We start from the raw sequence: 20296 nt of genomic DNA on the forward strand, positions 1-20296 counted from the left end.
CGAAGGCGCGGCCCGTCCCGGTGGGCCGGGGGCCGGACCGGCCGTCCGGCCCACCGGGACGGGCCGCGCCCGGTCCTTCAGAACACGTCGCGGGGGACGTACGCGCCCCACACGTCCCGCAGCGCGTTGCACACCTCGCCGACGGTGGCGCGGGCCCGCAGCGCCTCCCTCATCGGGTAGAGCACGTTCTCCGTCTCGCTCTCCGCCGCCTTCTTCAGCGCGGAGAGCGCCGCGTCCACCGCGCCCTGGTCGCGCTCGGCGCGCAGCCGGGCGAGCCGCTGCGCCTGCTGCCGCTCGATGGCCGGGTCGACGCGCAGCGGCTCGTAGGGCTCCTCCTCGTCGAGGGTGAAGCGGTTGACGCCGACCACGACGCGTTCGCCCGCGTCGGTCTCCTGGGCGATGCGGTAGGCACTGCGCTCGATCTCGTTCTTCTGGAAGCCGTGCTCGATGGCGTCGACGGCCCCGCCCAACTCCTCGACCCGGCCCATCAGGGCGAGGATGGCGGCCTCCAGGTCGTCCGTCATCCGCTCTATGACGTAGGAGCCGGCGAAGGGGTCGACGGTCGCCGTCACATCGGTCTCGTGGGCCAGCACCTGCTGGGTGCGCAGCGCGAGCCTGGCGCTCTTGTCGGTGGGCAGCGCGATGGCCTCGTCGAAGGAGTTGGTGTGCAGCGACTGGGTGCCGCCGAACACCGCCGCCAGGCCCTGCACGGCCACCCGGACCAGGTTCACCTCGGGCTGCTGGGCGGTGAGCTGGACGCCGGCGGTCTGCGTGTGGAAGCGCAGCATCTGCGACTTCGGATCGCGGGCGCCGAACTCCTCGCGCATCAGCCGCGCCCAGATCCGCCGGGCCGCGCGGAACTTGGCGACCTCCTCCAGGATCGTCGTGCGCGCCACGAAGAAGAAGGAGAGCCGGGGCGCGAAGTCGTCCACGTCCATACCGGCCGCGACGGCCGTGCGCACGTACTCGATGCCGTCCGCGAGGGTGAACGCGATCTCCTGCGCGGGCGTGGCACCGGCCTCCGCCATGTGGTAGCCGGAGATCGAGATCATGTTCCAGCGCGGGATCTCCGCCTTGCAGTACTTGAAGATGTCCGCCACCAGGCGCAGGGACGGCTTGGGCGGGAAGATGTACGTGCCGCGGGCGATGTACTCCTTGAGGACGTCGTTCTGGATGGTGCCGGTGAGCCTGTCCGCGGGTACGCCCTGCTCCTCGGCGACGAGTTGGTACAGCAGCAGCAGGAGGGCCGCGGGGGCGTTGATCGTCATCGACGTGGACACCTTGTCCAGCGGGATGCCGTCGAACAGCACCCGCATGTCGTCGATGGAGTCGATGGCCACCCCGACCTTGCCGACCTCGCCGTGCGCGAGGGGCGCGTCGGAGTCGTGGCCCATCTGCGTGGGCAGGTCGAAGGCGACGGACAGGCCGGCGGTGCCGTGCTCGATGAGCTGCCGGTAGCGGGCGTTGGACTCCACCGCGGTGCCGAACCCGGCGTACTGGCGCATGGTCCAGGGGCGGCCGGTGTACATGGTCGGGTACACGCCGCGGGTGAAGGGGTACGCGCCCGGCGCGCCGATCCTCTCGGCCGTGTCCCGGCCCTCCAGCGCGTCCGGTCCGTACACCGGCTCGATGGGCAGTCCGGACTCCGACTCGCGCGCCATGATGGGGCCTCCCGCTGGAGCCGCCGGCGAGGGCACCGGCCGGCTCCTCTAGTGATGAGCGTTGGGTGGGTCAGGCAGTGCCTGCGTCCGGCGACGCCGCACTGGAAGGACGGATGGTAAGGGCGATGACCAAAGGCGGAATTGCGCCGATCTTGCGACGGACTGTAGCGGCCGCGGAGCAGCCGGTGGAGGGCCACACGCTGGGACGTTCCTCACAGCATGCGTCCGGGTGGCCGAAACCGCCGAGTTCACGGCGGGACGGGACCGGGCAGCATCCTGGTGGGCAGCCGAGCAGAGCCGGGGGGTCTCATGCGCACATCCGCCCTGTCCTTCGCACGCATCGCCCTCGCCGTCGCGGTGGTCGCGGCGCTCGCGGTGCTGAGCGGGTGCAGACCGGTCCAGGTGACGGGCACGGCGGGCGGTCCCGCGGCGCGTCCACCGGGCTCGGCGGGCACGGCCGGCGGTGCGGCCGGCGGTGACGCCGCGCCGCACCAGGCGCCGGCCGGCCACGCTCCCGCGGCGCAGCGGCCCGTGCTGGTGATGGCCGAGGGCACCCGGAGCGGCCGGGTCCGCGAGTTGCAGGCCCGGCTGCGCGTCCTGTCGTACTTCGACCGCTCACCCACCGGTTACTACGGCACTGTCACGGCCGCCGCGGTCTCCGCCTTCCAGGGCGCCCACGGCCTGTCCCGCACCGGCGGCACGGACAGCGCCACCTGGCAGCGGCTGCTCTCGCTGACGCACGCCCCGACGCACGACGAGCTGTACCCCCCGACGGCCCTGCCGGTCGGCAGCCCGGACGCGCGCTGCCTGACGGGCCGGGTGCTGTGCATCGACAAGGAGAGCCGCACGCTGTCCTGGATGGTCGACGGCAGGGTCCTGTCGTCGATGGACGTCCGTTTCGGCTCGGAGTACGCCCCCACTCGCGAGGGCGCCTTCAAGATCTTCTGGAAGTCCCGCCACCACGTTTCGACGATCTACGACACGCCCATGCCCTACGCGATGTTCTTCAGCGGCGGCCAGGCCGTCCACTACTCGGCGGACTTCGCCGCCCGCGGCTACGCGGGTGCCTCGCACGGCTGTGTCAACGTCCGCGACAAGCAGCGGATCGCCGCGCTCTTCGACGAGGTCAGAACGGGAGACAAGGTCATCGTCTCCTGACCTTCCAGCCGCGCGGGGAACGGCCGCCGGCGCGGGCACGGAAGAAGGCGCGGGCGGGACCGGGGGAACGTGTCCCGCCCGCGCCGATCGCACCGAGCCGCGGGTACGGGGGGAACCCCGGCTCGTGCAGCGCCGATGACCAGTCGGCTCATTTCTTACTGCGTCACGGGCTCGGAAAACGTCACACCGACGGTCGGGCTGGAAGTTTCGGAGGGGGCCGGGGCGGTGCCGGACGCGCTCGGCGAGGCCGCGCCACCGTGGTTGCCGGTGTTCTCGCCGCCGCTTTCGGGGCCGCCCCCCGAGCCGGGGCCGTGCTCCTGGCCGTCCTTGCCGTCGCCGCCCGCACCGGCGTTTCCGCTGGTCTCGTGGTTGTCGCCGGCGCCGTCCTGGGAGCCGTCGGGCCGATCGCCGCCCGCGCCCTGGTCGTCGAGGAGGCTGTCGCAGAAGCGGGCGACGCGCTCCGAGCCCTTGGCGGCGTCCTCCAACTGCTGCTCGCTGGTGTCGTCGAGTTCCTTGCCGCCGCGGTAGTCCTGGCAGGCATTGATCATCTTCGCCCACCAGTTTTCGGCCGTTTCCCCGTGGCGCTTCGTGTCCTTGCCGTGGGACGTTCCCGACGTGTCGCCGTCCGGCCCGCCGCCGGTGCCGCCCGACGGCGGCCGGCCGGTGCCCGTGCCGGGCGCGCCGTCCGGCGCGGAGGGCGCGCTGCCGGAGCCGCGCACCGCCGGGGCCGGGCCCTCGGGCGTGTCCTCGCCGGACACGGAGACGGCCGGTCCCGGCCTGCCGGTGTCGCTCAGCGGGGACGGCACGAGGCCGGCGACGACGGCGGCGCCGCCGAGCATGCAGCCGGCGAGTGTGGCGACGAGCCCGAAGCGCAGCGGCCGCCAGCGCAGGCGGTCAGCGCGCGTAGCGTCGCCGCCCGCCGGCACCGCGGTACCCGGTCCGCCGGCCAGGCGCACGGAGCCGATCTCCACGGCCACCGGCTCGCCGGGGGTGTAACCGTCGCCCGTCCGTGGCTGCGGAATCCGCGGGATCCCGGCGCCCGCGGCCGTGGCCTCGGGCCGTGCCGCCGCGTCGCGGGCCTGCCGGAAGGCGGCGAGCGCCGCGGCCTCGCCGGACGGGGCGGCGGAGGGTCCCGCGGGAGCGGCCTGCGCCGTGGGGTTCGGCGCGGCGCCCGCGCCGTCCGCGGCCAGTGCCCGCAGGGCGTCGAGCACCTGTGCGAGCCGGGCCATCTCGGCGGCCGTCCGGGGGTCGTGACCTGCGCCGTTACCAAGGAGGGCATCGAGAGACGCGCCGGAAAGAAGGCGCTCCGCAGCGTCGCGGTCGAGCCATCTTCCCGGGGTTGGGGGCGGTTCTCCTGCGTCCTCCGGGAAGACACAGCTCTCGTCGGCCATCACATGTCCTTCTGCGTCCGCGCGTGTGATTGCGTCACACCCGCAGAGGTCACCGTACGCGTGCGCGGTCGTGGGCGCGGAACCGAGTCGAGCTCGCCCGCGAGGTCCGAACGGGCACCGTCCGGCGGCCCGTTCAAAGCGCCCTCGGCCGGGTCGAGCAGCTCGGCGAGCCGTTTCAGGCCGCGGTGCGCGGCGGTGCGGACGGCGCCGGGACGCTTGCCGAGCGTGTCGGCGGCCGTCTTGGCGTCGAGGCCGACGACGACGCGCAGCACGACGGCCTCCGCCTGGTCCTGCGGCAACTGGGCGATCAGCGCCAGGGTGCGGCCGGTGGCGAGCGACTCCATGGCCTCACCCGCGGTGTCCGACCCCGACGGCTTCCCGGTCAGCTCCGACTCGTCGCCGCCGACCGACGGGCGGCGGCCCCGCATCCGTATGTGGTCGAGGGCGCGGTTGCGGGCGATCCGAGCGGTCCAGCCGCGGAACCGGTCCGCGTCGCCACTGAACCTGCCGAGGTCCCTGGCGATCTGCAGCCAGGCCTCCGACGTCACGTCCTCGGCCTCGACGTCGCCGACCAGCGTGCGCACGTAGCCCAGCAGCCGCGGGTGCACGGAGCGGTACACGGTGCGGAACGCGTTCTCGTCCCCGTGCTGTGCCGCACTCACCGCGGCGGTCAACTCCGCGTCGTCCCCCAGCACTACGGGCACCCTTCTGTGCGCCTGGGCCGGCGCCGCGTGCGCGGACCGGCTCGCTCGCCGTTTCAGTCGCTCAATCGTCGGTTGCGGTCGGTGGTCGTCTGCCGTGCGGCCCTCGGCCGCCGGGTCCCGGTCGGCCGGGCCATGTGCAGGGTCGAAATCCGGTCATCGGTAGTCGGGGCGTGGTTCCAGTGGTTGGCCTCGTGTCCGTGGTGGTCGCTGGTCGGATGCAGTGTGGTCGGAGTGGTGCCGGGGTGTCCTCGCCCCCGGTCGTCGTGGTACGTCCGTCCGGCTTGGAGGGACGCTACGGCCTGAAAGTGTTCCCGTCCATGTTTGTACAACGTGCAACTAGCACGCGTCGGGGCGGGGTGTGACACAAATGGGCCCGACGGCGCTGAAGAAGATACGGGCCGCCGCGCGGCCCGTGCCGTGCGGCGGCCGGGGCCTCTCCTGTGGGGGGTGGCGGCCCCGGCCGTTGCCACCGGCGGGCCCCACGCGATCAGGGGTCGGCGTGAGGCCCGCCGCCAGGCGGCTGCGCGTCACCGGCGGACGTGACCAACCGGTCAGACGGCCGCGCGTCACTCGGTCCACGATCTCCACGATCCAGCAGAACGCGGCACCGCTCGCCCCGTGCCTCGGCCTACGCGCAGGCTGATGGTCGCTCGTCAGGACGCGGCGAAAGCCGTCCCCAGCGTGGTGACGGCGAGGGTGATCGCAGCCCGTGCAGCGTGGGTCTGGCTGAGGGCGTCGAGCATGACGAAGTCGTGGATGATGCCCTGGTGGCGCACCGCCGTCACCGGGACGCCGGCCTGGCGCAGCTTGTTCGCGTACGCCTCGCCCTCGTCGCGCAGCACGTCGGCCTCGCCCGTGATGACGAGGGCCTCGGGCAGGCCCTTCAGCTCCTCCGTGGTGGCACGTAGCGGCGACGCGGTGATCTCGGCGCGCTGTGCCGGGTCGGTCGTGTACTGGTCCCAGACCCACTGCATGCCCTCTCGGCTCACGTAGTAGCCCTCCGCGAACTGCCGGTACGACGGGGTGTCGAAGGCCGCGTCGGTCACCGGGTAGAACAGCACCTGCTGCAGGAGGGGCACGTCACCGCGCTCCTTGGCCATCAGCGTCAGCGCAATGGCCATGTTCCCGCCGACCGAGTCGCCGACCACGGCGATGCGCGCCGGGTCCAGCCGCTTCTCGCTTCCGTACTGGACGACCCACTGCGCCACCGTGTAGTTCTGCTCGATCGCGACCGGGTAGCGGGCCTCCGGGGCCAGGCTGTATTCGGGGAAAAGGACTGCGGCGCCCGCCCCGACGGCAAGCTCACGCACCAGCCGATCGTGCGTGTGGGCGCTGCCGAAGACCCAGGCGGATCCATGGATGAAGAGGATGACCGGTAGCTCACCGGCGGCCGACTTCGGACGGACGATCCGCACAGGGACGCTGCCGGTCGGGCCGCCCTCGACAGAGATCCACTCCTCGTCGACGTCCCGCTTGGCGACATCCGTCGTCTGTACCTCGTCCACCACCTTGCGGCCCTCGGCCGGGGACAGTTCGAACAGGAAGGGCGGACGAGAGGTGGCCTCGGCGAAGGCTGCGGCTGCGGGCTCCAGGACGGGGGCCTCGGTGCTTGCGGCGGGCGTCTCAGTCATGAGGTGTCTCCTTCGGAGGGGTGCCGGTCGTTACCCACCAACACAGGGGGAACCAGGCACTCATTCAGTGAGTGCACGTTGAACGGGGGGTTCAAAATCGTGTACCAGGGTGCTGTCGCCCGAACGGAATCCAGTGATGAGCCCCCATCCCGAACAGGCAGGGAAAGCCTCTCCCGGCTCCTCGACGACCAGTTGTGCATCGCGTTGTATGCCGCGTCCCCTGCAGTCACGGCATTTCACCGTCCGCTACTGGAGGAGGAACTGGGCCTGATCCATCTGCAGTACCTCGGGGATTGCGACAACGTTCCCTGCAAACGCTCCAGTTGAGCTATGGACGCTGACGCGGCTTGAGGCGGCGGATCTTGTCCGCCGGGAGCGCAGCGTGGGCAACGAGCGGACCATGCGCACCACCCAGACCAGGGCCGTCGGCGCTGCGCGATCGCACCCCGTGCCGTTACGGGCGCGGCCGGACCGCCACGAGACTGGACGACAAGGACTCCGGGCGCACCGAAGCCACCCTGCGCACACTCCAACGTCCCGGCGCGACCGACCACGTCGGCGAACCCGGCACCACCCAACGCGTCACGACGCGTTCGTCCGTCTGCTCTCGGGAAGCCAGGAGGACGGGGGCCCGTCCGCCCACTGCTGCGTGCCGAGCGGGCTCATGCCCCCGTGGTACCTGAGCGGGTGCGCTGGTAGTAGCGCGCCACCCGTGCCCGGTTCCCGCACAGGTTTGCAGTACACCACAACCGGCGCTTGGTCTCCGCCAGGAACAGCATCGAGCAGTCGGGATTGGCGCAGCGGCGCAGACGGGCCATGCGTTCGGGATCGGTGATCAGTAGCACGGTCTCGCGGGCGATCGCGGCCAGCGGGGCGTTGCCGCCCGTCTCGACGTGCCAGCGGGTTTCGGCCTCGACCTTCGCCCCGTCGCTCGCGATGCGAACACTGGTGGGCACTGCGGCGGCGAGCGCGTTGACGTCCTCCACGGACGTCGCCTGGGTCGACCGTCCTTCGAGGTGGGAGTCGAGGAGGTCCCGAACGGCGTTCCGCAGCCTTCGGGAGGTCATGGGGTCCGGTGGCGGTCCGGTCGGCAGGCGAGCGGCCTGCACCTTCCACCAGCGCGCCGCGGCGGACGGATCTGCCAGCAGATCCGTCCACGGGTCGGTGGTGGTCACGAGCGTGTCGGCGAAGTCCACGGCCACGGATGATTCGCCCCCCATGGGGAACCCCGCCCGCTGAAGTTCGTCAAGCGAAGGACTAACGGTCACGCACCGAGTGTACCCATAAGCATCGTCTCATAACCAGACCTCTTCAGCGACCCAATCTGTTCAGGAAGGAGCACACAGAGAGGCTGCTTGCATCGAGTGACTAACGTGTATACCTTCCAGCTATCCATTAAAGCTCAGGACGGCGAGGAGGGAGAGTTCCTCGCCGTCGCCTGCGAGAGGTGAAGTCATGCCTGCCATCCGCCACCGGTTTGTGAACGTCGACGGCCTGAACGTGTTCGTGCGAGAGGCCGGAGAAGCAAGCGAGCCCACACTGGTGCTGCTGCCGGGGTACCCCTCCAGCACCGCGGCCTTCGTCCGTCTGATCGATCGCCTGGCTGGCGACTGGCACACCGTCGCCATCGACTACCCCGGCTTCGGCCCGTCGGACCCGCTGCCCGGCAGCCCCACCTTCGACAAACTCGCCGAGGTAACGGGCAAGACCATCGATGCACTGGGCATCGGCGACTACGCGGTCTACATGTTCGACATCGGCGCCCCGGTCGGCTTCCGCATCGCCCTGGAGCACAACCAGCGGATCAAGGCGATCATCTCGCAGAACGCCAACGCCTACACCGAAGGCTTCGGCCCCGGCGCCGCGGCACTGACCGACTGGTGGCAGGACGAGGAAGCCGGGTCGGCAGCGGTAGACAGCTTGGTCAGCCTGGACGGCACCCGCCTGCAGTGGGGTATCGGCGCCCGCGATGCGGAGCACGTCAACCCCGATCAGGCCGTCGCCGATCAAGCGGTCATCGACCTGCCCGGTCGCGCCGACTACATGAAGTCTTTGCTGTGGGACTACCAGAACAACCCGCCCCTGTACCCGGCATGGCAGGGCTGGCTGCGTGAGCGCCAGCCCGCACTGCTGGCCATCTGGGGCAAGAACGACCCCATCTTCATCCCAGCCGGCGCCGAGGCCTACGCCCGGGATGTCCCCGAAGCCGAGGTCGTCCTGCTCGACACCGGTCACTTCGCCCTGGAGGAAGAGGTCGACCAGATCGCCGCCCGCACCGGTGGGCTGCTGCACAAGGCATTCGCCTGAGCGTCAACGGCCACCACGCGGGTGTCTTCGCCATGCCTGCGGGCCGGCCGGAAGCCGATTCTCCCCTTCCGATGGACGTTCCCTCGCTCAACGACCGACCGCAGGCGCCCTCACCAAGGCCGCCACTCCCCCACAGAATTCGTCCCACCTCTCCAAGGAATGCATCATGACCTCAGGTTCCGCACGCCCGACCTACGTGATCCACGGTGTCAACGGCGCCCAGGGCGCCCCTGTCGTCGCTGCTCTCGCTGCAGCCGGCAAGTCCGTGACCGCCCTGACCCGCAACCCCAACGCCGTCGTACGAGGCGCCCAGCGCGTCCTGGCCGCCGACTACTCCTCCGCCGCCGACCTGACCGACGCCTACCGAGGCGCCGAGGGGGTCTTCGTCCACCTGCCTGCGATGGCCGCCAAAGAGGACCGCGAAACGTTCGCCCACAACATCCTCACCGCTGTTCGCCAGGCCCGCCCGGACCGCATCGTGTTCTCCACCAGCGGCTTCCCCATCGACCCAGCCATCGGCGGTGCCTTCGCAACGCTGGCCACCGGCTTGGCCGACAGCGGCGTGTCCCACGCGGTCATCGCGCCCGAACTCTACTTCGAGAACCTGCTGATGCCGTTCATCATCGACTCCGCGCGTGAGCGCGGCGTACTGCCCTACCCGATCCGGCCCGACTTCCCCGTCTCCTGGGCCTCCCACCTGGACATCGCCGACGTCGCCGCCGCCCTGCTCGACCGCACGGACGTCACCGGCGTGGTCTCCGTCGGCCAGTACCCGGCGGTCACGGGACCGGAACTGGCCGAGGCCTTCAGCACTCGGCTCGGCCGGAAGGTGGTCTTCACCTCGATCACTCCTGAGGAGTTCCGTGCTTCACTGGCTCCGCTTTTCGGGGAGCAGGCCGCCGCTCAGATCGCAAACAACTACGAGGCGATGAGCGCTCTGCCCGGCCGCTCGATCGCGCCGGAGACTTCCGCCCAGAAGCTGCTGGGAGTCACCCCCCGTACGCCCAGCCAGTGGCTGGCCGACATCGGCATCTGACCAACGCCCCTGCCGGCTCCGGCCACGCCTTCACCTGATGCCCGAGAGTCCACGCAAAGCGGAAGCAGGTGGGCTGCCTGCCGACTACCTGTCGCGTGGCACGGGGCCGGGACGCGGGTGTGTCGTGCAGCTTCACCCGCGTCCGGAGGTGGTCGCGTCTCCGGCGGCACAACGAGCAGCCTCGTGGGTCCTGCACCGAAGGCGGCGCTGCTGATCCGTCGGCCGGCGCCCATGCCGCCCGACTCCCCGTTGAGCCGGTCGGTCAGCGGCAACCGGTGCCGTCGCGAAGCGTCCCAGAGGGCGCGGATTGAGCAGTGCCGCCTGCGCAGCGGGTCCCGCCGAAGCGAACGCGGCCGCCAAAGCCGACTCCAGTTCTGGATTCGGGACGGGCTCGATCATCTCGGAGCAACGGTCGAGATCCGTTTGGTGGTTCCGCCCGACCCCGTCGAGGGCGGAACCCTGCAGGCGTGCGATCAGCCGGCGTGCTCCTTGAGGTAGGAGACCAGCCCGATGACGTCCTCTGGCACAAGGCGACCGATTGCCCCGTTGGAGTACACGGCAGTCAGGACACGACCGTCAGGACCGAGGACGAAGCCCGTGGACTGCAGATACTCAGGGTCTTCGTTGACGAATGCGCCTGTCGCCCGGGCGATCGCGCGAGCATCCGCGCTGTGACCGACCGGGAAGGTCAGTTTGTGTTTCGCCACGAGCTCCTTCGTCGTCACCTCGCTGTCGACCGAAAGCGCGATGACCTTGATCCCTGTCTCCGCGAGCCGATCGCCCGCCCGTTGGAAGGCTCTGAGCTGCGCGTTGCAGTAGGGGCACCACGAACCGCGGTAGAAGAGGACGACACCGTATCCGCCGGCGAGTTCCTCACGGACATCAAGGGTGCCGCTCCCTGCTACGTTCACGGCCATGGCCGGAAAGGCATCGCCGGCATTCAAGAGACTCACGGTTTTCCTCTCGTCGAGAAGTCGATCGGTCGGGATGGACACACCTCGGACGTGATCGGATGCACATCAGCCCCGCTGTGTCCCGGCGGGGGCATATCTCGCCTTCAGGACGCCTGGACAATCGTGGGCGTGAAGAAGGTTCCGTTCTCGTGAGGCGACGCAGTGCGCGTACGTACCGGCGCCAACCAGGCGAACGCACTCCATGAGTAGTGAGCCCCACGACCCGGGCCCGGCCGGTTCCCGAGCAGCACCGGTGATCAGAACAGCCCTTCCGCCCAAGGCCGTCCTGCCTCCTTCGATCACGGGTACGCCTGGCCTTCGAGCGGTCACGTCCTCCTATATGCGCCACGGGATCGCGGATGCTTACCAACGCAATGCAGCCCGCTGAAGTGGGGGTGCAGGTGTGCTCGAAGAACCGGAGGTGAAGCGGCCACAAGTCGCACCGTTGCAGGCCAGAGGCACCTTCTCGCGTGCGTGGCCACGGCTCGGACAGCCCACGCCCTGAAGTCTCGACGCTAGTTCAGCCAGTCCACCGCTCGCCGCAGCAGGTCGAGGAGCTGATCGTGCTCCTCGGTCGAGAACAGCGCGAGTATCTGCTCGCTCACCGCGACGGCCGCCGGGGCGAGGCGGACGATGAGTTCCCGCCCCTCTTCGGTGATATGCACCACTTTGCGCCGCCGATCGCTCGCGTCCCGGGTGATACTCACCAGCCCTCGCCGGTTCAACCGTTCGAGCAGCGGGGCTGCGGTCGACTTGTCGAGATGGGCCAGAGCGCCGAGGGTTCCCTGATCCATGTCGCCGTGAGCGTCCAGGAGAGCCAGCACGGTGAACTGGGGCCCCGTGAGGTCCTGGTGCACTCGCTCGTACCAGAGTCGGGTGTGTATCTGGTTGAGCCGACGCGCCAACGGCCCCACGCCCTGGACGGCGTCGAGGGGGGCGCAGTGGGGCGGATCCTGCCGGCTCATGGTCACTCACTTCATCGCGGTTGCTTTAGGACGTACACCTAGCGTATCTTGCCGAAAGGACGTGTACGTAGTAACTAATAGCGACGGGATGGTGCTGACAGGTGAGCTGTCACGGGTGACAACCGGAACCACCCGCGGACACCGAGATGCGGTTCCACCTGAAGGCTGGAGGGTTTCTCGGCGCAATCATCCCTCGTCGCAACCCGCACTCGACGCCGAGCGCATACAAGAAGTGTTGTGCGATACCGGATGACGTGCTGCCATTTCGCCTGTCGAGCACGTAAGCGAATTCGCCTTCTTATGCTTCCCCTTCGAGAAGGACCATGATGAACCCCTCATCACCCAAGCCCACTATCGTGCTCGAACACGGGTCTTTCGAGGACGGGTCGATCTGGAACGGAGTCATCCAGCGGCTCCAGCGCGACGGCTACCCGGTTGTCGCCGCCGGCAACCCGCTGCGGGGCGTGGCAGTCGACGCCGCTTACCTGCGCAGCGTGGTGGACAGAATCAAGGGCCCTGTGATCCTGGTGGCCCACTCCTACGGCGGAGCGGTCATCACTGAGGCCGGCGCGGACGACCCGAAGGTCGAGGGCCTGGTCTACGCGGCCGCGGTAATGCCCGCGGCGGGCGAGAGCTGCATCCAGTTGATCAAGCGCTTCCCCGGTAGCTCGTTCCTCTCGTCCGTCGAGCAGGTCCCCTACACCCTGCCCGACGGAACCAGCGGGACGAACCTCTTCTACCAGGCCGGCAAGTTCCACAGCCAGGTGGCCGCCGATGTGTCCGCGAACGAGGCTGCCCTGATGGAAGCCACCCAACGCCCCATCGACATGACAGCCCTGAGCGAGACGCTGACCTCCGCCGCATGGACGAACAAGCCGGTCTGGCAAATCATCACCACCCAGGATCTCGCCATCCCTCTCGCCGAACAGAGATTTGAGGCAGATCGTGCCCACTCCCGTGTCACCGAGGTGGACTCATCCCACGCCGTCACCGTCTCTCACCCGGACGTCGTGACCAACGTCATCGAACAAGCGGCCCGCGCAACCATGCACTGACGGGAGTCTGCTGAACGGCGGTTCGTACGACATACCCTTCCAGGGTCAGGGAATATCTCCTCGCTTCTCCCTTATCCCTCCCCCGCGACGACCATGCTGCGCGGCGACGCGGTAACCGGCGCCATGGACGGCCCAAGCCGACCGCAACCGTTGAAGGCGACCGCCGCGGCACCGTTCCAGAGACTGGGGCGACTGCCGGAACGGGACAACGGGCCGGCGGCCCATCGGCCCGCAGGAGGACGTGAGATTGAAGAAGGCATCTCCTCTGCCGGCATACGAGGAGCGAAGAGGTGAGTCATGGATTCAGTGAGTCGTCTGTTGCACATGGCAGGGCTCGTGGCCAGCCTTGACGGCCACTTCCTGCTGGGTGAGGCCACCCGTCTCGACGTGCCCCGGTTCCGCGAGACTCAAGTGCCCTTCCATGTACTGCTGGAAGGCGAGTGCACGCTGGAGGTCGGCACCAGCCTGCTCGATCTGCACCCCGGAGATGTCGTGCTGATCCCAAGCGGTATTCCCCACCGCCTGACCACCCGGGGGAACGTCAGACCGCGCGGTACGGTCGAAACTCCCGGCGACGTCTTCGTGACCACACGCAGCCAAGGCGGTGGAACGACGGTGATCGACATGTTCTGCGGTCACTACTCGTTCCGCACGGGCGCCGGCCGACTGCTTCTGCGGAGCCTGCCGGAACTGGTGCACGTCCGCTTCGGACAATCAGATCACAGCGACGAGGTACTGCGGATGCTTGGTGACCTCATGCGCAGCGAGGCGCGGCGTGAAGGCGAAGGCACAGCGGTGATCCTCTCGGCGCTGTCCACGGTCCTTCTGGCCATGGTGCTGCGAACCGTGCAGGGCAAGTCCGTCAAGTCCACGTTGTGGGCGGCGGCGGCCGGCGGCCGCGTCTCCCGAGCCGTCGAAGAGATGCTGAACGACCCGGGACAGAACTGGACGATCGACCGGCTCAGCCGTGTGGCGGCAATGTCACGTTCGGCGTTCCTACGGCACTTCACCCAGGAGACGGGGATGACCGTCGGTGGGTTCCTGACCAGGGCCCGGCTGATGGCCGCGGCCGACCTGCTCGGCACCACTGATGCGACGGTCGCCACAATCGCCCGCGGGGTCGGCTACCAGTCCGAGTCCGCCTTCTCCCGTGCGTTTCGAACCGAGACAGGAACGTCGCCGGCCCGGTTCCGACGTGATCAGGCATCAGGTCGGACAGAGGGCAAGTCGAGGGGAGAACAGGTCAGATGACGATGGTGCCGGCTGACCCGCTCCAGGACGTGGAAGCCCACCCGGACGAGGGCTCACCACACGGCCCCCGCACCGGTATGGCAGGGCAGGCCAGCAAAACGAGTAGCCGTCGGGATGGGTTTCCCACAGCAGCAGGGATGAACGTTGCCTCCCGGCTCATGCTTCGCCACGCACCCGGGTGCCACTCAGGTGGCCACCCAGCCTCTTGCACGAACGGAACTCGGGGAGACAGCCGTGGAACAACTGAACGGGCAGCACACCGGCACTGAAGATTTGCTGTTCACCCCCTTCGACATTGGCGCTGTCAGACTGAGAAACCGGACCGCGCTGTCTCCCATGACGCGCATAAGTGCCACCGAGACCGGCCTCGTGACCGATCTAAACACCCGTTACTACGCGGGCTTCGCACGGGGCGGATTCGGGTTGATCATTACTGAGGGCATCTATCCGGACACCGAGTACAGCCAGGGGTACCTGCATCAGCCCGGGCTTGCGACACCAGAACACGCCAGGGCATGGCGACCGGTGGTGGAGTCGGTGCACGCCGAGAAGAGCGCCGTATTCGCCCAGCTCATGCATGCGGGCGCACAGTCACAGGGGAACCGCTACCGCGATGAATCGGTCGGCCCGTCGTCCGTGGCTCCACGCGGCAATCAGATCGCCTTCTACCGGGGTGCCGGCCCCTACCCCACCCCCAGACCCTTGGATGCACATCAGATCAGGGACATTCGTCGCGGCTTCGCGGAAGCAGCCCGCAATGCCCTGGCCGCGGGTTTCGACGGGGTCGAGCTGCACGGCGCCAACGGCTACCTCATCGATCAGTTCCTCACCGACTACCTCAACCACCGGGAGGACGCCTACGGCGGCACCGTCGAGAATCGGGTGCGTCTCGCCGCCGAGGTCCTGGACGAGGTGCTCCAGGCCGTGGGTTCGGAGATCGTGGTCGGTATTCGCATCTCCCAGTCGAAGGTCGGCGACTATGACCACCGATGGGCCGGCGGCGAGGAGGACGCCGAGGCGATCTTCACCACGTTGGCCCGTACCGGTGCGCACTTCGTGCACACCACCGAGTACCGGGCCCTCCAACCCGCGTTCACGAACAGCACCGCGACACTGGCAAGCCTTGCGAAGAGGTTCAGTGGGCTTCCGGTGATCGTGAACGGCCACCTGGGGGACCCGAGGGCTGCCCGGTCCGTACTGGAATCCAGAGCCGGCGACCTCGTCGCGATCGGCAAGGGTGCTCTGGCCCAGCGTGACTGGCCCCGACGCGTACGCGATGGGTTGGAGATCGCCGGCGAGCCGCACCCCGACACGTTCCGTCCACTCGCCACTATCAAGGACTGGGAACTGGAGCTATGACATAAACACCGGGGCGGAACGCAAATGGGACTCGAACGAGTACTTCCCGACGGTCGTGCGGCCCACCCGGAAGTGGCTGAAGCACTCGCCGCCGGCAGGCGGATACAAATTCCACCGAGCCGACAGCAGACCTATCCATAACGGAGATGCAGATCATGCAGCAGAAGAACAGGCCCTTCGAACTTGCACATGTACAGATGCGCGCCGTCGAGCTCGGTGACGGGGTCCACGCAGTCATGGCAACAGACGTCGACGAAACAGACCACACGGCGACCAACGCCGGCTTTGTAGTCGGCAGTTCGGGCGTGTTGGTGATTGAATCACTGACCAACGGCCGCTTGGCGTCCCAAGTAATGGGCGAAGTGCGCAAAGTAACCCCACTACCCATTCGATTCCTGGTGAACACCAGTTACCACGGCGATCACTGCTTTGGGAATTTCGCCTTTCCTTCGCAGACGGTGATCATTCATCATACGGCGACCAAGCGCGTTATCGATGAGCGCTTCGAAAAGGATCGGGCCTTCATGATCGACTTGCTCGGCACAAATGCCGGAATCGAGGAGGCGGTAGCCCGCTCGGCGGACATCACAGTCTCCAGCTCATGCTCCCTGGACCTGGGAGGCAAACATGTGGACATCGAACACATCGGTTTCTGCCAAACGGACGGCGACCTGATCGTTCGCATGCGCGAGGACAACATCCTCTTCGTGGGAAACATGCTGCAGGCACCGCCTCCGGCATTCCCGTGGCTGTTGGACGGGCGAGCCGAAGAAGCGCTCATCACCTACCGCCGCCTGTACGACATCGTCGATGATGACACTCTGATCGTGCCTGGTCACGGCAGGACCATGCGTCGCGCCGACATCATTCACTCGATCTCTTACATTGAGAAGCTGTGCGGCCTGGCAAGGGATGTCCGGAGTAGGGAACTGCCGACCGACCAGGTCAACGAGGCGCTCGCGATGAAGGAGTACAGCGACTACAGCATGTATGAATTCATCCACTTCCAGGTGAATATTCCCGCCGTACTGAACACGAAGTGAGCCGCACTGCATTCCGCGACATTTCCGATGCATCTCCGCGAACCGGCCAGAATGATTTCGTAACCGAAAAATAGCTGTCCTTGAACGGGCGATGACACCATGGCGCCTGGCGGGCGGTGGTCAGCCTGCGGATCGGCGACGGCGCGGTCGGCCGTACCGCCGCGCCGCAGCACCGACCGGATGCTCACCAGTGCCGGGCTGACGTCTGAGCGGGGCAGGCTGGTGGATCAGTCGTGAGGACTCACCGGATGTCAGGAGAGACACGGCCGGTTTCCCAGGAGCGCTCCCGTGATCAGGCGCGGCGGCTCCCCGCCGGTTCTCAAGGTCGTCCTTCCCTCCGACGACGCCGCCAGAACCCCCGGGCCAGGAATCAGTATTCCACCGTTCCACTCGTTACAGTGAGCGTTTTCAGCGTTGCCTCTCCAGGGTGAGGACGGCTTTGGCGATGACGGTCCTGCGGTTGGGGATGGTGCGGGATCTGCGCAAGATCTGCCAGGACTTCAGTCGTGCCATGCCTCGTTCGACAGGTGCCTGGCCTGCGGCCAGGGCCCGGTTCCGGGCCGCGGTCAGGAGGGCACGCGCTCATGCTGGGCGTAGTGAACGCCGACGGCAGTATTGCGTCCGGCTCCCTGATTAAGGACCACGAGGATCCGACTTTCTTCCGGCAGGCCGGTCAGGTCGCACAGGCGTCCGCCGCTGTGATCGCGGCCGTAGGGCGCCGGTGATCAATTGTGCGGCCCGGCCGGGAGGTCCGGGCGCCCGTCCGCAGGTCGGAGGCGCGCGGGGTCGTCCAGAAAGGAGCTCCTTGGGCGGTCTCAGGGTGGGGACCCGCGAGGGGGCCCGCGGAGCCGTCCACGACGTGGGGTCCGCGGAAGGGCTTCGTGCAGGGAGCCGCGAGGGGGCGCGCGTTACGGCCGCCGCACGGCATCGACGGCCAGCCGCAGGATGCGGTCACGCTGGGCGTCGGAGCCGAAGGGCGAGTTGGTGACGCCGATGACGAAGCGCATGACGTCGTCGATGTCGACGTCGTCGCGGGCGGCGCCGGCCTCCTGGGCGGCGGTCAGCAGGCGCCCGCCGGAGGCGAACAGCGCGTACTTGCAGGCGAGGAAGGCGCCCGAGGAGCGGTCCAGGGCGGCCAGCAGGTCGCGCTTGGTCGCCATGTAGGTGACGAAGCGGCGAATCCACTCGGCCAGGGCCTCCCCCGGCTCGCGGGTGGCGGCGAACTCGTCGCCGTAGCGGCACAACTCGTCCACCTCGGAGACGTAGACGGCTTCGGCGAGGTCCTCGCGGGTCGGGAAGTGCCGGTAGAGCGTCGCCGCACCCACGCCGGCCCGCTTGGCGACGTCCGCGAGCGTGACCTGGGTGCCGAGCGTGGCGAACAGGTCGCGGGCCGCGGCGAGGATCGCGTCGAAGTTCCTGGCCGCGTCCGTGCGGTGCGGTCGGCGCGCGGCCAGGAGGTCGCTCACTGATGTGACCATGCCCGCTCGGTCCCCGCCTGTCGTGGAGTGCTGCCGTCGACGCCCCCTCGGCCTTGCCCCCGCCGGCCTCCTGCCGCGGCGCGGTAGGTGGCCGGCGGGGGCAGACCGAGGGCAAGCCGGTCTCCACTATAGGCGGGCACCGCGGGCGCGCCCCCTGAGCTGCGTCTCCCCCGGCCGGGCGCCGGTCAGCTCCGGCCCGGCACGGGGACGGCGAGCGTCTCGTCGGTCGGTTCCGGGGCCAGCGCGGTGAGGGCGGCCACCTCGTCCTGCGTGAGGCGGACGTGCGCGGCGGCGAGGTTCTCCCGCAGGTGCGCGGGGTCGGTGGTGCCGGGGATGGGCAGGGCGTTCGTGGTGCGGTGGAGCTGCCAGGCCAGCGCGATCTGCTGGACGGTCGCCCCGTGCCGGTGCGCGATCGGCTCGACGGCGGCGCGGATCGCGTCGCCCGCCTCCCCGGTGGGGATGGCGGTCGGGCGCCACGGGGAGAAGACGATGCCGTGCTCCTCGGCGACGCGGCGCACGGGCCCACCGAGGCGGATGGCGAGGTTGTACGGGACGGTGACCGCGGCGATGTCGGTGAGGGTGAGCGCGGTGCGCAACTGGGCGGCGCTGACGTTGGACAGGCCGATGTGGCGGATCACGCCCTCCTCGCGCAGGCCCGCGAGGGTCTCGACGGCCTCCTCGAAGGGGACGTCGGTCATGGACGGGGTGTGCAGGTAGTACAGGTCGATGCGGTCCAGGCCGAGGCGGCGCAGGCTCATGCGGGCGGCCTGGCGCAAGTAGGCCCGGTTCCCGACGGCCCCCATTTCGGTGAATCCGGGGCCGCCGCTCACGAAGCCGCCCTTGGTGGCGATCACGAGGTCGTCCGGATAGGGGTGCAGGGCCTCGCGGACGAGTTCCTCGTTGGAGTGGGGCCCGTAGACGTCGGCGGTGTCGAGGAACGTCACGCCCTGGGCGACGACCTCCCGCAGCAGGGCGACGCCCTTGGCGTGGTCGGGGTAGGGGCCCCAGAACTTCGGGCCGGTCAGCTGCATGGCGCCGTAGCCGATGCTGCCGAACGTGAGGTCGCCGCCGAGGGTGACCGTGCCGGGCGTCGGGCGGGTGGCCGGAGTGTCGGTGCTCATGGTGCCTTCCGGGGGAGCGCGAGGAGTGACCTAGCCGAAATGGAGGCCAACTCTCACATTAGTGAGAGTTGGATTCCATTTCAAGCGGGTGCGGGCCGTCGCCGATGGCCGGACGGGTGGATCCGGGCGCTCTCGCCGCCGGGGGACGGTGGCGGGCGAGCGGGCCGGGAAGGCGAGCCGGGACGGAGCCGGGACACCGGGGCGAAGGACCGGCGCCGGAGCCGGGTGGACGAGCCGGCCGGAGCGAGCCGGTCCGGGCGGCAACCCGTCAGCGGCCGAACGGGGCGGGCCTCCTACTCCTCCAGTTCGACCAGCAGTGCTTGCCGCTCCGCCGCCTCCCGCTCGAGAACAGCCTCGTGCACAGCGCCGTCCCTCCGGCTTCGGTGGGGGTGCCCGATCCCGATCCCCGGCCGTGCCGGTGGCCTCTGGCTGGCCCGCCCACTGATAGGACAGTTACTGAGCGTTTTAAGGGTGACCACTGATCGGGTAACGGCGCGATGTGGGCGTCGGGGTGCGCAACGGACAGGGCTACCGGGCCGTTGAGGGAGGTGTTTCAACGCCTCAACTCAGCAACACGGGAGCCCTGTTGGTTCCGTACCCTGCCGCACTCGACCTGCCCCACGCCCTGGTCGAGTGGGTCACGATGCCCATCGGACGCTGCGCGAGCACGATCCGGACTTCGTCCTCCTGGACGGCACCTTCGCAGAATGTGACCGCGTCGGCGACGGCAGGGCCGACTACTCCACGAAGCACAAGCGGCACGGGGTCAGCGTGCAGGTCGTCACCGACCCGGCCGGACAGATTCTGTGGCTCTCGCCCGCGCTGCCGGGCAGGACCCACGATCTGACGGCCGCCCGCACCCACAAGATCCTCCGGATCTGCGAACGCCAGGGCGTCCCGGTCCTCGCCGACATGGCCTACATCGGCGCCGGCGACTGGGTCACCACCCCCAAACGCCGCCCACCACGCGGCGAACTCACCCTCACCGAGCGAACCCGGAACCGGGCCCTGTCCGCGGCCCGGGCACCCGTCGAACGAGGCATGGCACGACTGAAGTCCTGGCAGATCTTTTGCAGATCCCGCATCAGCCCCACCGCATGACCGTCATCGCCAAAGCCGTCCTCACCCTGGAGAGGCAACGCTGAAAACGCTCAGTGAGCCACTGGCCGCATTACACATCTTC

The 20296-nt window shown here is 68.9% G+C and carries 16 protein-coding genes and 2 pseudogenes; 8 read left to right on the plus strand and 10 right to left on the minus strand.

The window, feature by feature from the left end; genetic code table 11:
• Positions 1-77: 77 nt before the first annotated feature.
• On the minus strand, positions 78-1661 hold the full coding sequence (locus tag IE313_RS12945; RefSeq protein WP_189931444.1) for an acyl-CoA mutase large subunit family protein: 1584 nt from the start codon (positions 1659-1661) through the stop codon (positions 78-80).
• A 309-nt stretch (positions 1662-1970) separates the two neighbouring features.
• Here IE313_RS12945 and IE313_RS12950 point away from each other — a divergent pair, with 309 nt between their 5' ends.
• On the plus strand, positions 1971-2819 hold the full coding sequence (locus tag IE313_RS12950) for a L,D-transpeptidase family protein (RefSeq protein ID WP_189931446.1): 849 nt from the start codon (positions 1971-1973) through the stop codon (positions 2817-2819).
• Between the two features lie 155 nt (positions 2820-2974).
• On the opposite strand, the gene IE313_RS12955 is transcribed toward IE313_RS12950, so the two are convergent.
• The 4 genes from IE313_RS12955 to IE313_RS12970 form a co-directional block, all read right to left on the minus strand.
• Positions 2975-4048, minus strand: a complete 1074-nt coding sequence (locus IE313_RS12955; RefSeq protein ID WP_189931448.1) for a hypothetical protein — start codon at positions 4046-4048, stop codon at positions 2975-2977.
• Positions 4049-4209: 161 nt separating this feature from the next.
• Positions 4210-4905, minus strand: a complete 696-nt coding sequence (locus IE313_RS12960; protein ID WP_189931622.1) for an RNA polymerase sigma factor — start codon at positions 4903-4905, stop codon at positions 4210-4212.
• Between the two features lie 662 nt (positions 4906-5567).
• Positions 5568-6545, minus strand: a complete 978-nt coding sequence (locus IE313_RS12965) for an alpha/beta hydrolase (protein ID WP_189931450.1) — start codon at positions 6543-6545, stop codon at positions 5568-5570.
• Positions 6546-7207: 662 nt separating this feature from the next.
• Entirely contained in the window at positions 7208-7813 is a 606-nt protein-coding gene (locus tag IE313_RS12970; protein ID WP_229924584.1) for a CGNR zinc finger domain-containing protein, read from the minus strand.
• Positions 7814-8000: 187 nt separating this feature from the next.
• Here IE313_RS12970 and IE313_RS12975 point away from each other — a divergent pair, with 187 nt between their 5' ends.
• Positions 8001-8852: an alpha/beta fold hydrolase gene (locus IE313_RS12975; RefSeq protein ID WP_189931451.1), complete on the plus strand. Its 852-nt coding sequence runs from the start codon at positions 8001-8003 to the stop codon at positions 8850-8852.
• 166 nt (positions 8853-9018) lie between these two features.
• Positions 9019-9888: an SDR family oxidoreductase gene (locus tag IE313_RS12980; protein ID WP_189931453.1), complete on the plus strand. Its 870-nt coding sequence runs from the start codon at positions 9019-9021 to the stop codon at positions 9886-9888.
• Positions 9889-10361: 473 nt separating this feature from the next.
• On the opposite strand, the gene IE313_RS12985 is transcribed toward IE313_RS12980, so the two are convergent.
• Both IE313_RS12985 and IE313_RS12990 read right to left on the minus strand, forming a co-directional pair.
• Positions 10362-10883: a peroxiredoxin family protein gene (locus IE313_RS12985; protein WP_229924585.1), complete on the minus strand. Its 522-nt coding sequence runs from the start codon at positions 10881-10883 to the stop codon at positions 10362-10364.
• Positions 10884-11356: 473 nt separating this feature from the next.
• Positions 11357-11806 carry a MarR family winged helix-turn-helix transcriptional regulator gene (locus IE313_RS12990; RefSeq protein ID WP_189931455.1) on the minus strand — a complete coding sequence of 150 codons (450 nt, stop codon included), beginning with the start codon at positions 11804-11806 and terminating at the stop codon, positions 11357-11359.
• 323 nt (positions 11807-12129) lie between these two features.
• Here IE313_RS12990 and IE313_RS12995 point away from each other — a divergent pair, with 323 nt between their 5' ends.
• From IE313_RS12995 to IE313_RS13010, 4 genes are all read left to right on the plus strand, one after another.
• Positions 12130-12861 (plus strand): alpha/beta fold hydrolase, encoded by a 732-nt coding sequence (locus tag IE313_RS12995; protein WP_229924586.1) that lies wholly within the window; start codon positions 12130-12132, stop codon positions 12859-12861.
• A gap of 297 nt (positions 12862-13158) precedes the next feature.
• Complete coding sequence (locus IE313_RS13000; protein WP_189931457.1) at positions 13159-14112, plus strand: AraC family transcriptional regulator; 954 nt, start codon at positions 13159-13161, stop codon at positions 14110-14112.
• Positions 14113-14346: 234 nt separating this feature from the next.
• Positions 14347-15471: an oxidoreductase gene (locus IE313_RS13005; protein WP_229924587.1), complete on the plus strand. Its 1125-nt coding sequence runs from the start codon at positions 14347-14349 to the stop codon at positions 15469-15471.
• A 155-nt stretch (positions 15472-15626) separates the two neighbouring features.
• Positions 15627-16514 (plus strand): MBL fold metallo-hydrolase, encoded by an 888-nt coding sequence (locus IE313_RS13010; protein ID WP_229924588.1) that lies wholly within the window; start codon positions 15627-15629, stop codon positions 16512-16514.
• A 408-nt stretch (positions 16515-16922) separates the two neighbouring features.
• Here the strand turns inward: IE313_RS13010 and IE313_RS13015 are convergent.
• The 3 genes and pseudogenes from IE313_RS13015 to IE313_RS13025 form a co-directional block, all read right to left on the minus strand.
• Positions 16923-17069, minus strand: a pseudogene (locus IE313_RS13015) (IS5/IS1182 family transposase); the annotation flags it as partial.
• 353 nt (positions 17070-17422) lie between these two features.
• Entirely contained in the window at positions 17423-17992 is a 570-nt protein-coding gene (locus IE313_RS13020) for a TetR/AcrR family transcriptional regulator (protein ID WP_189931461.1), read from the minus strand.
• Positions 17993-18177: 185 nt separating this feature from the next.
• Complete coding sequence (locus IE313_RS13025) at positions 18178-19113, minus strand: aldo/keto reductase (RefSeq protein ID WP_189931463.1); 936 nt, start codon at positions 19111-19113, stop codon at positions 18178-18180.
• A gap of 648 nt (positions 19114-19761) precedes the next feature.
• Between IE313_RS13025 and IE313_RS13030 the strand changes: the two are divergent.
• Positions 19762-20258, plus strand: a pseudogene (locus IE313_RS13030) (HARBI1 family protein); the annotation flags it as partial.
• Between the last annotated feature and the right edge of the window lie 38 nt (positions 20259-20296).

This window comes from Streptomyces sulfonofaciens (genome assembly GCF_014656295.1).
Lineage (GTDB): Bacteria > Actinomycetota > Actinomycetes > Streptomycetales > Streptomycetaceae > Streptomyces > Streptomyces sulfonofaciens.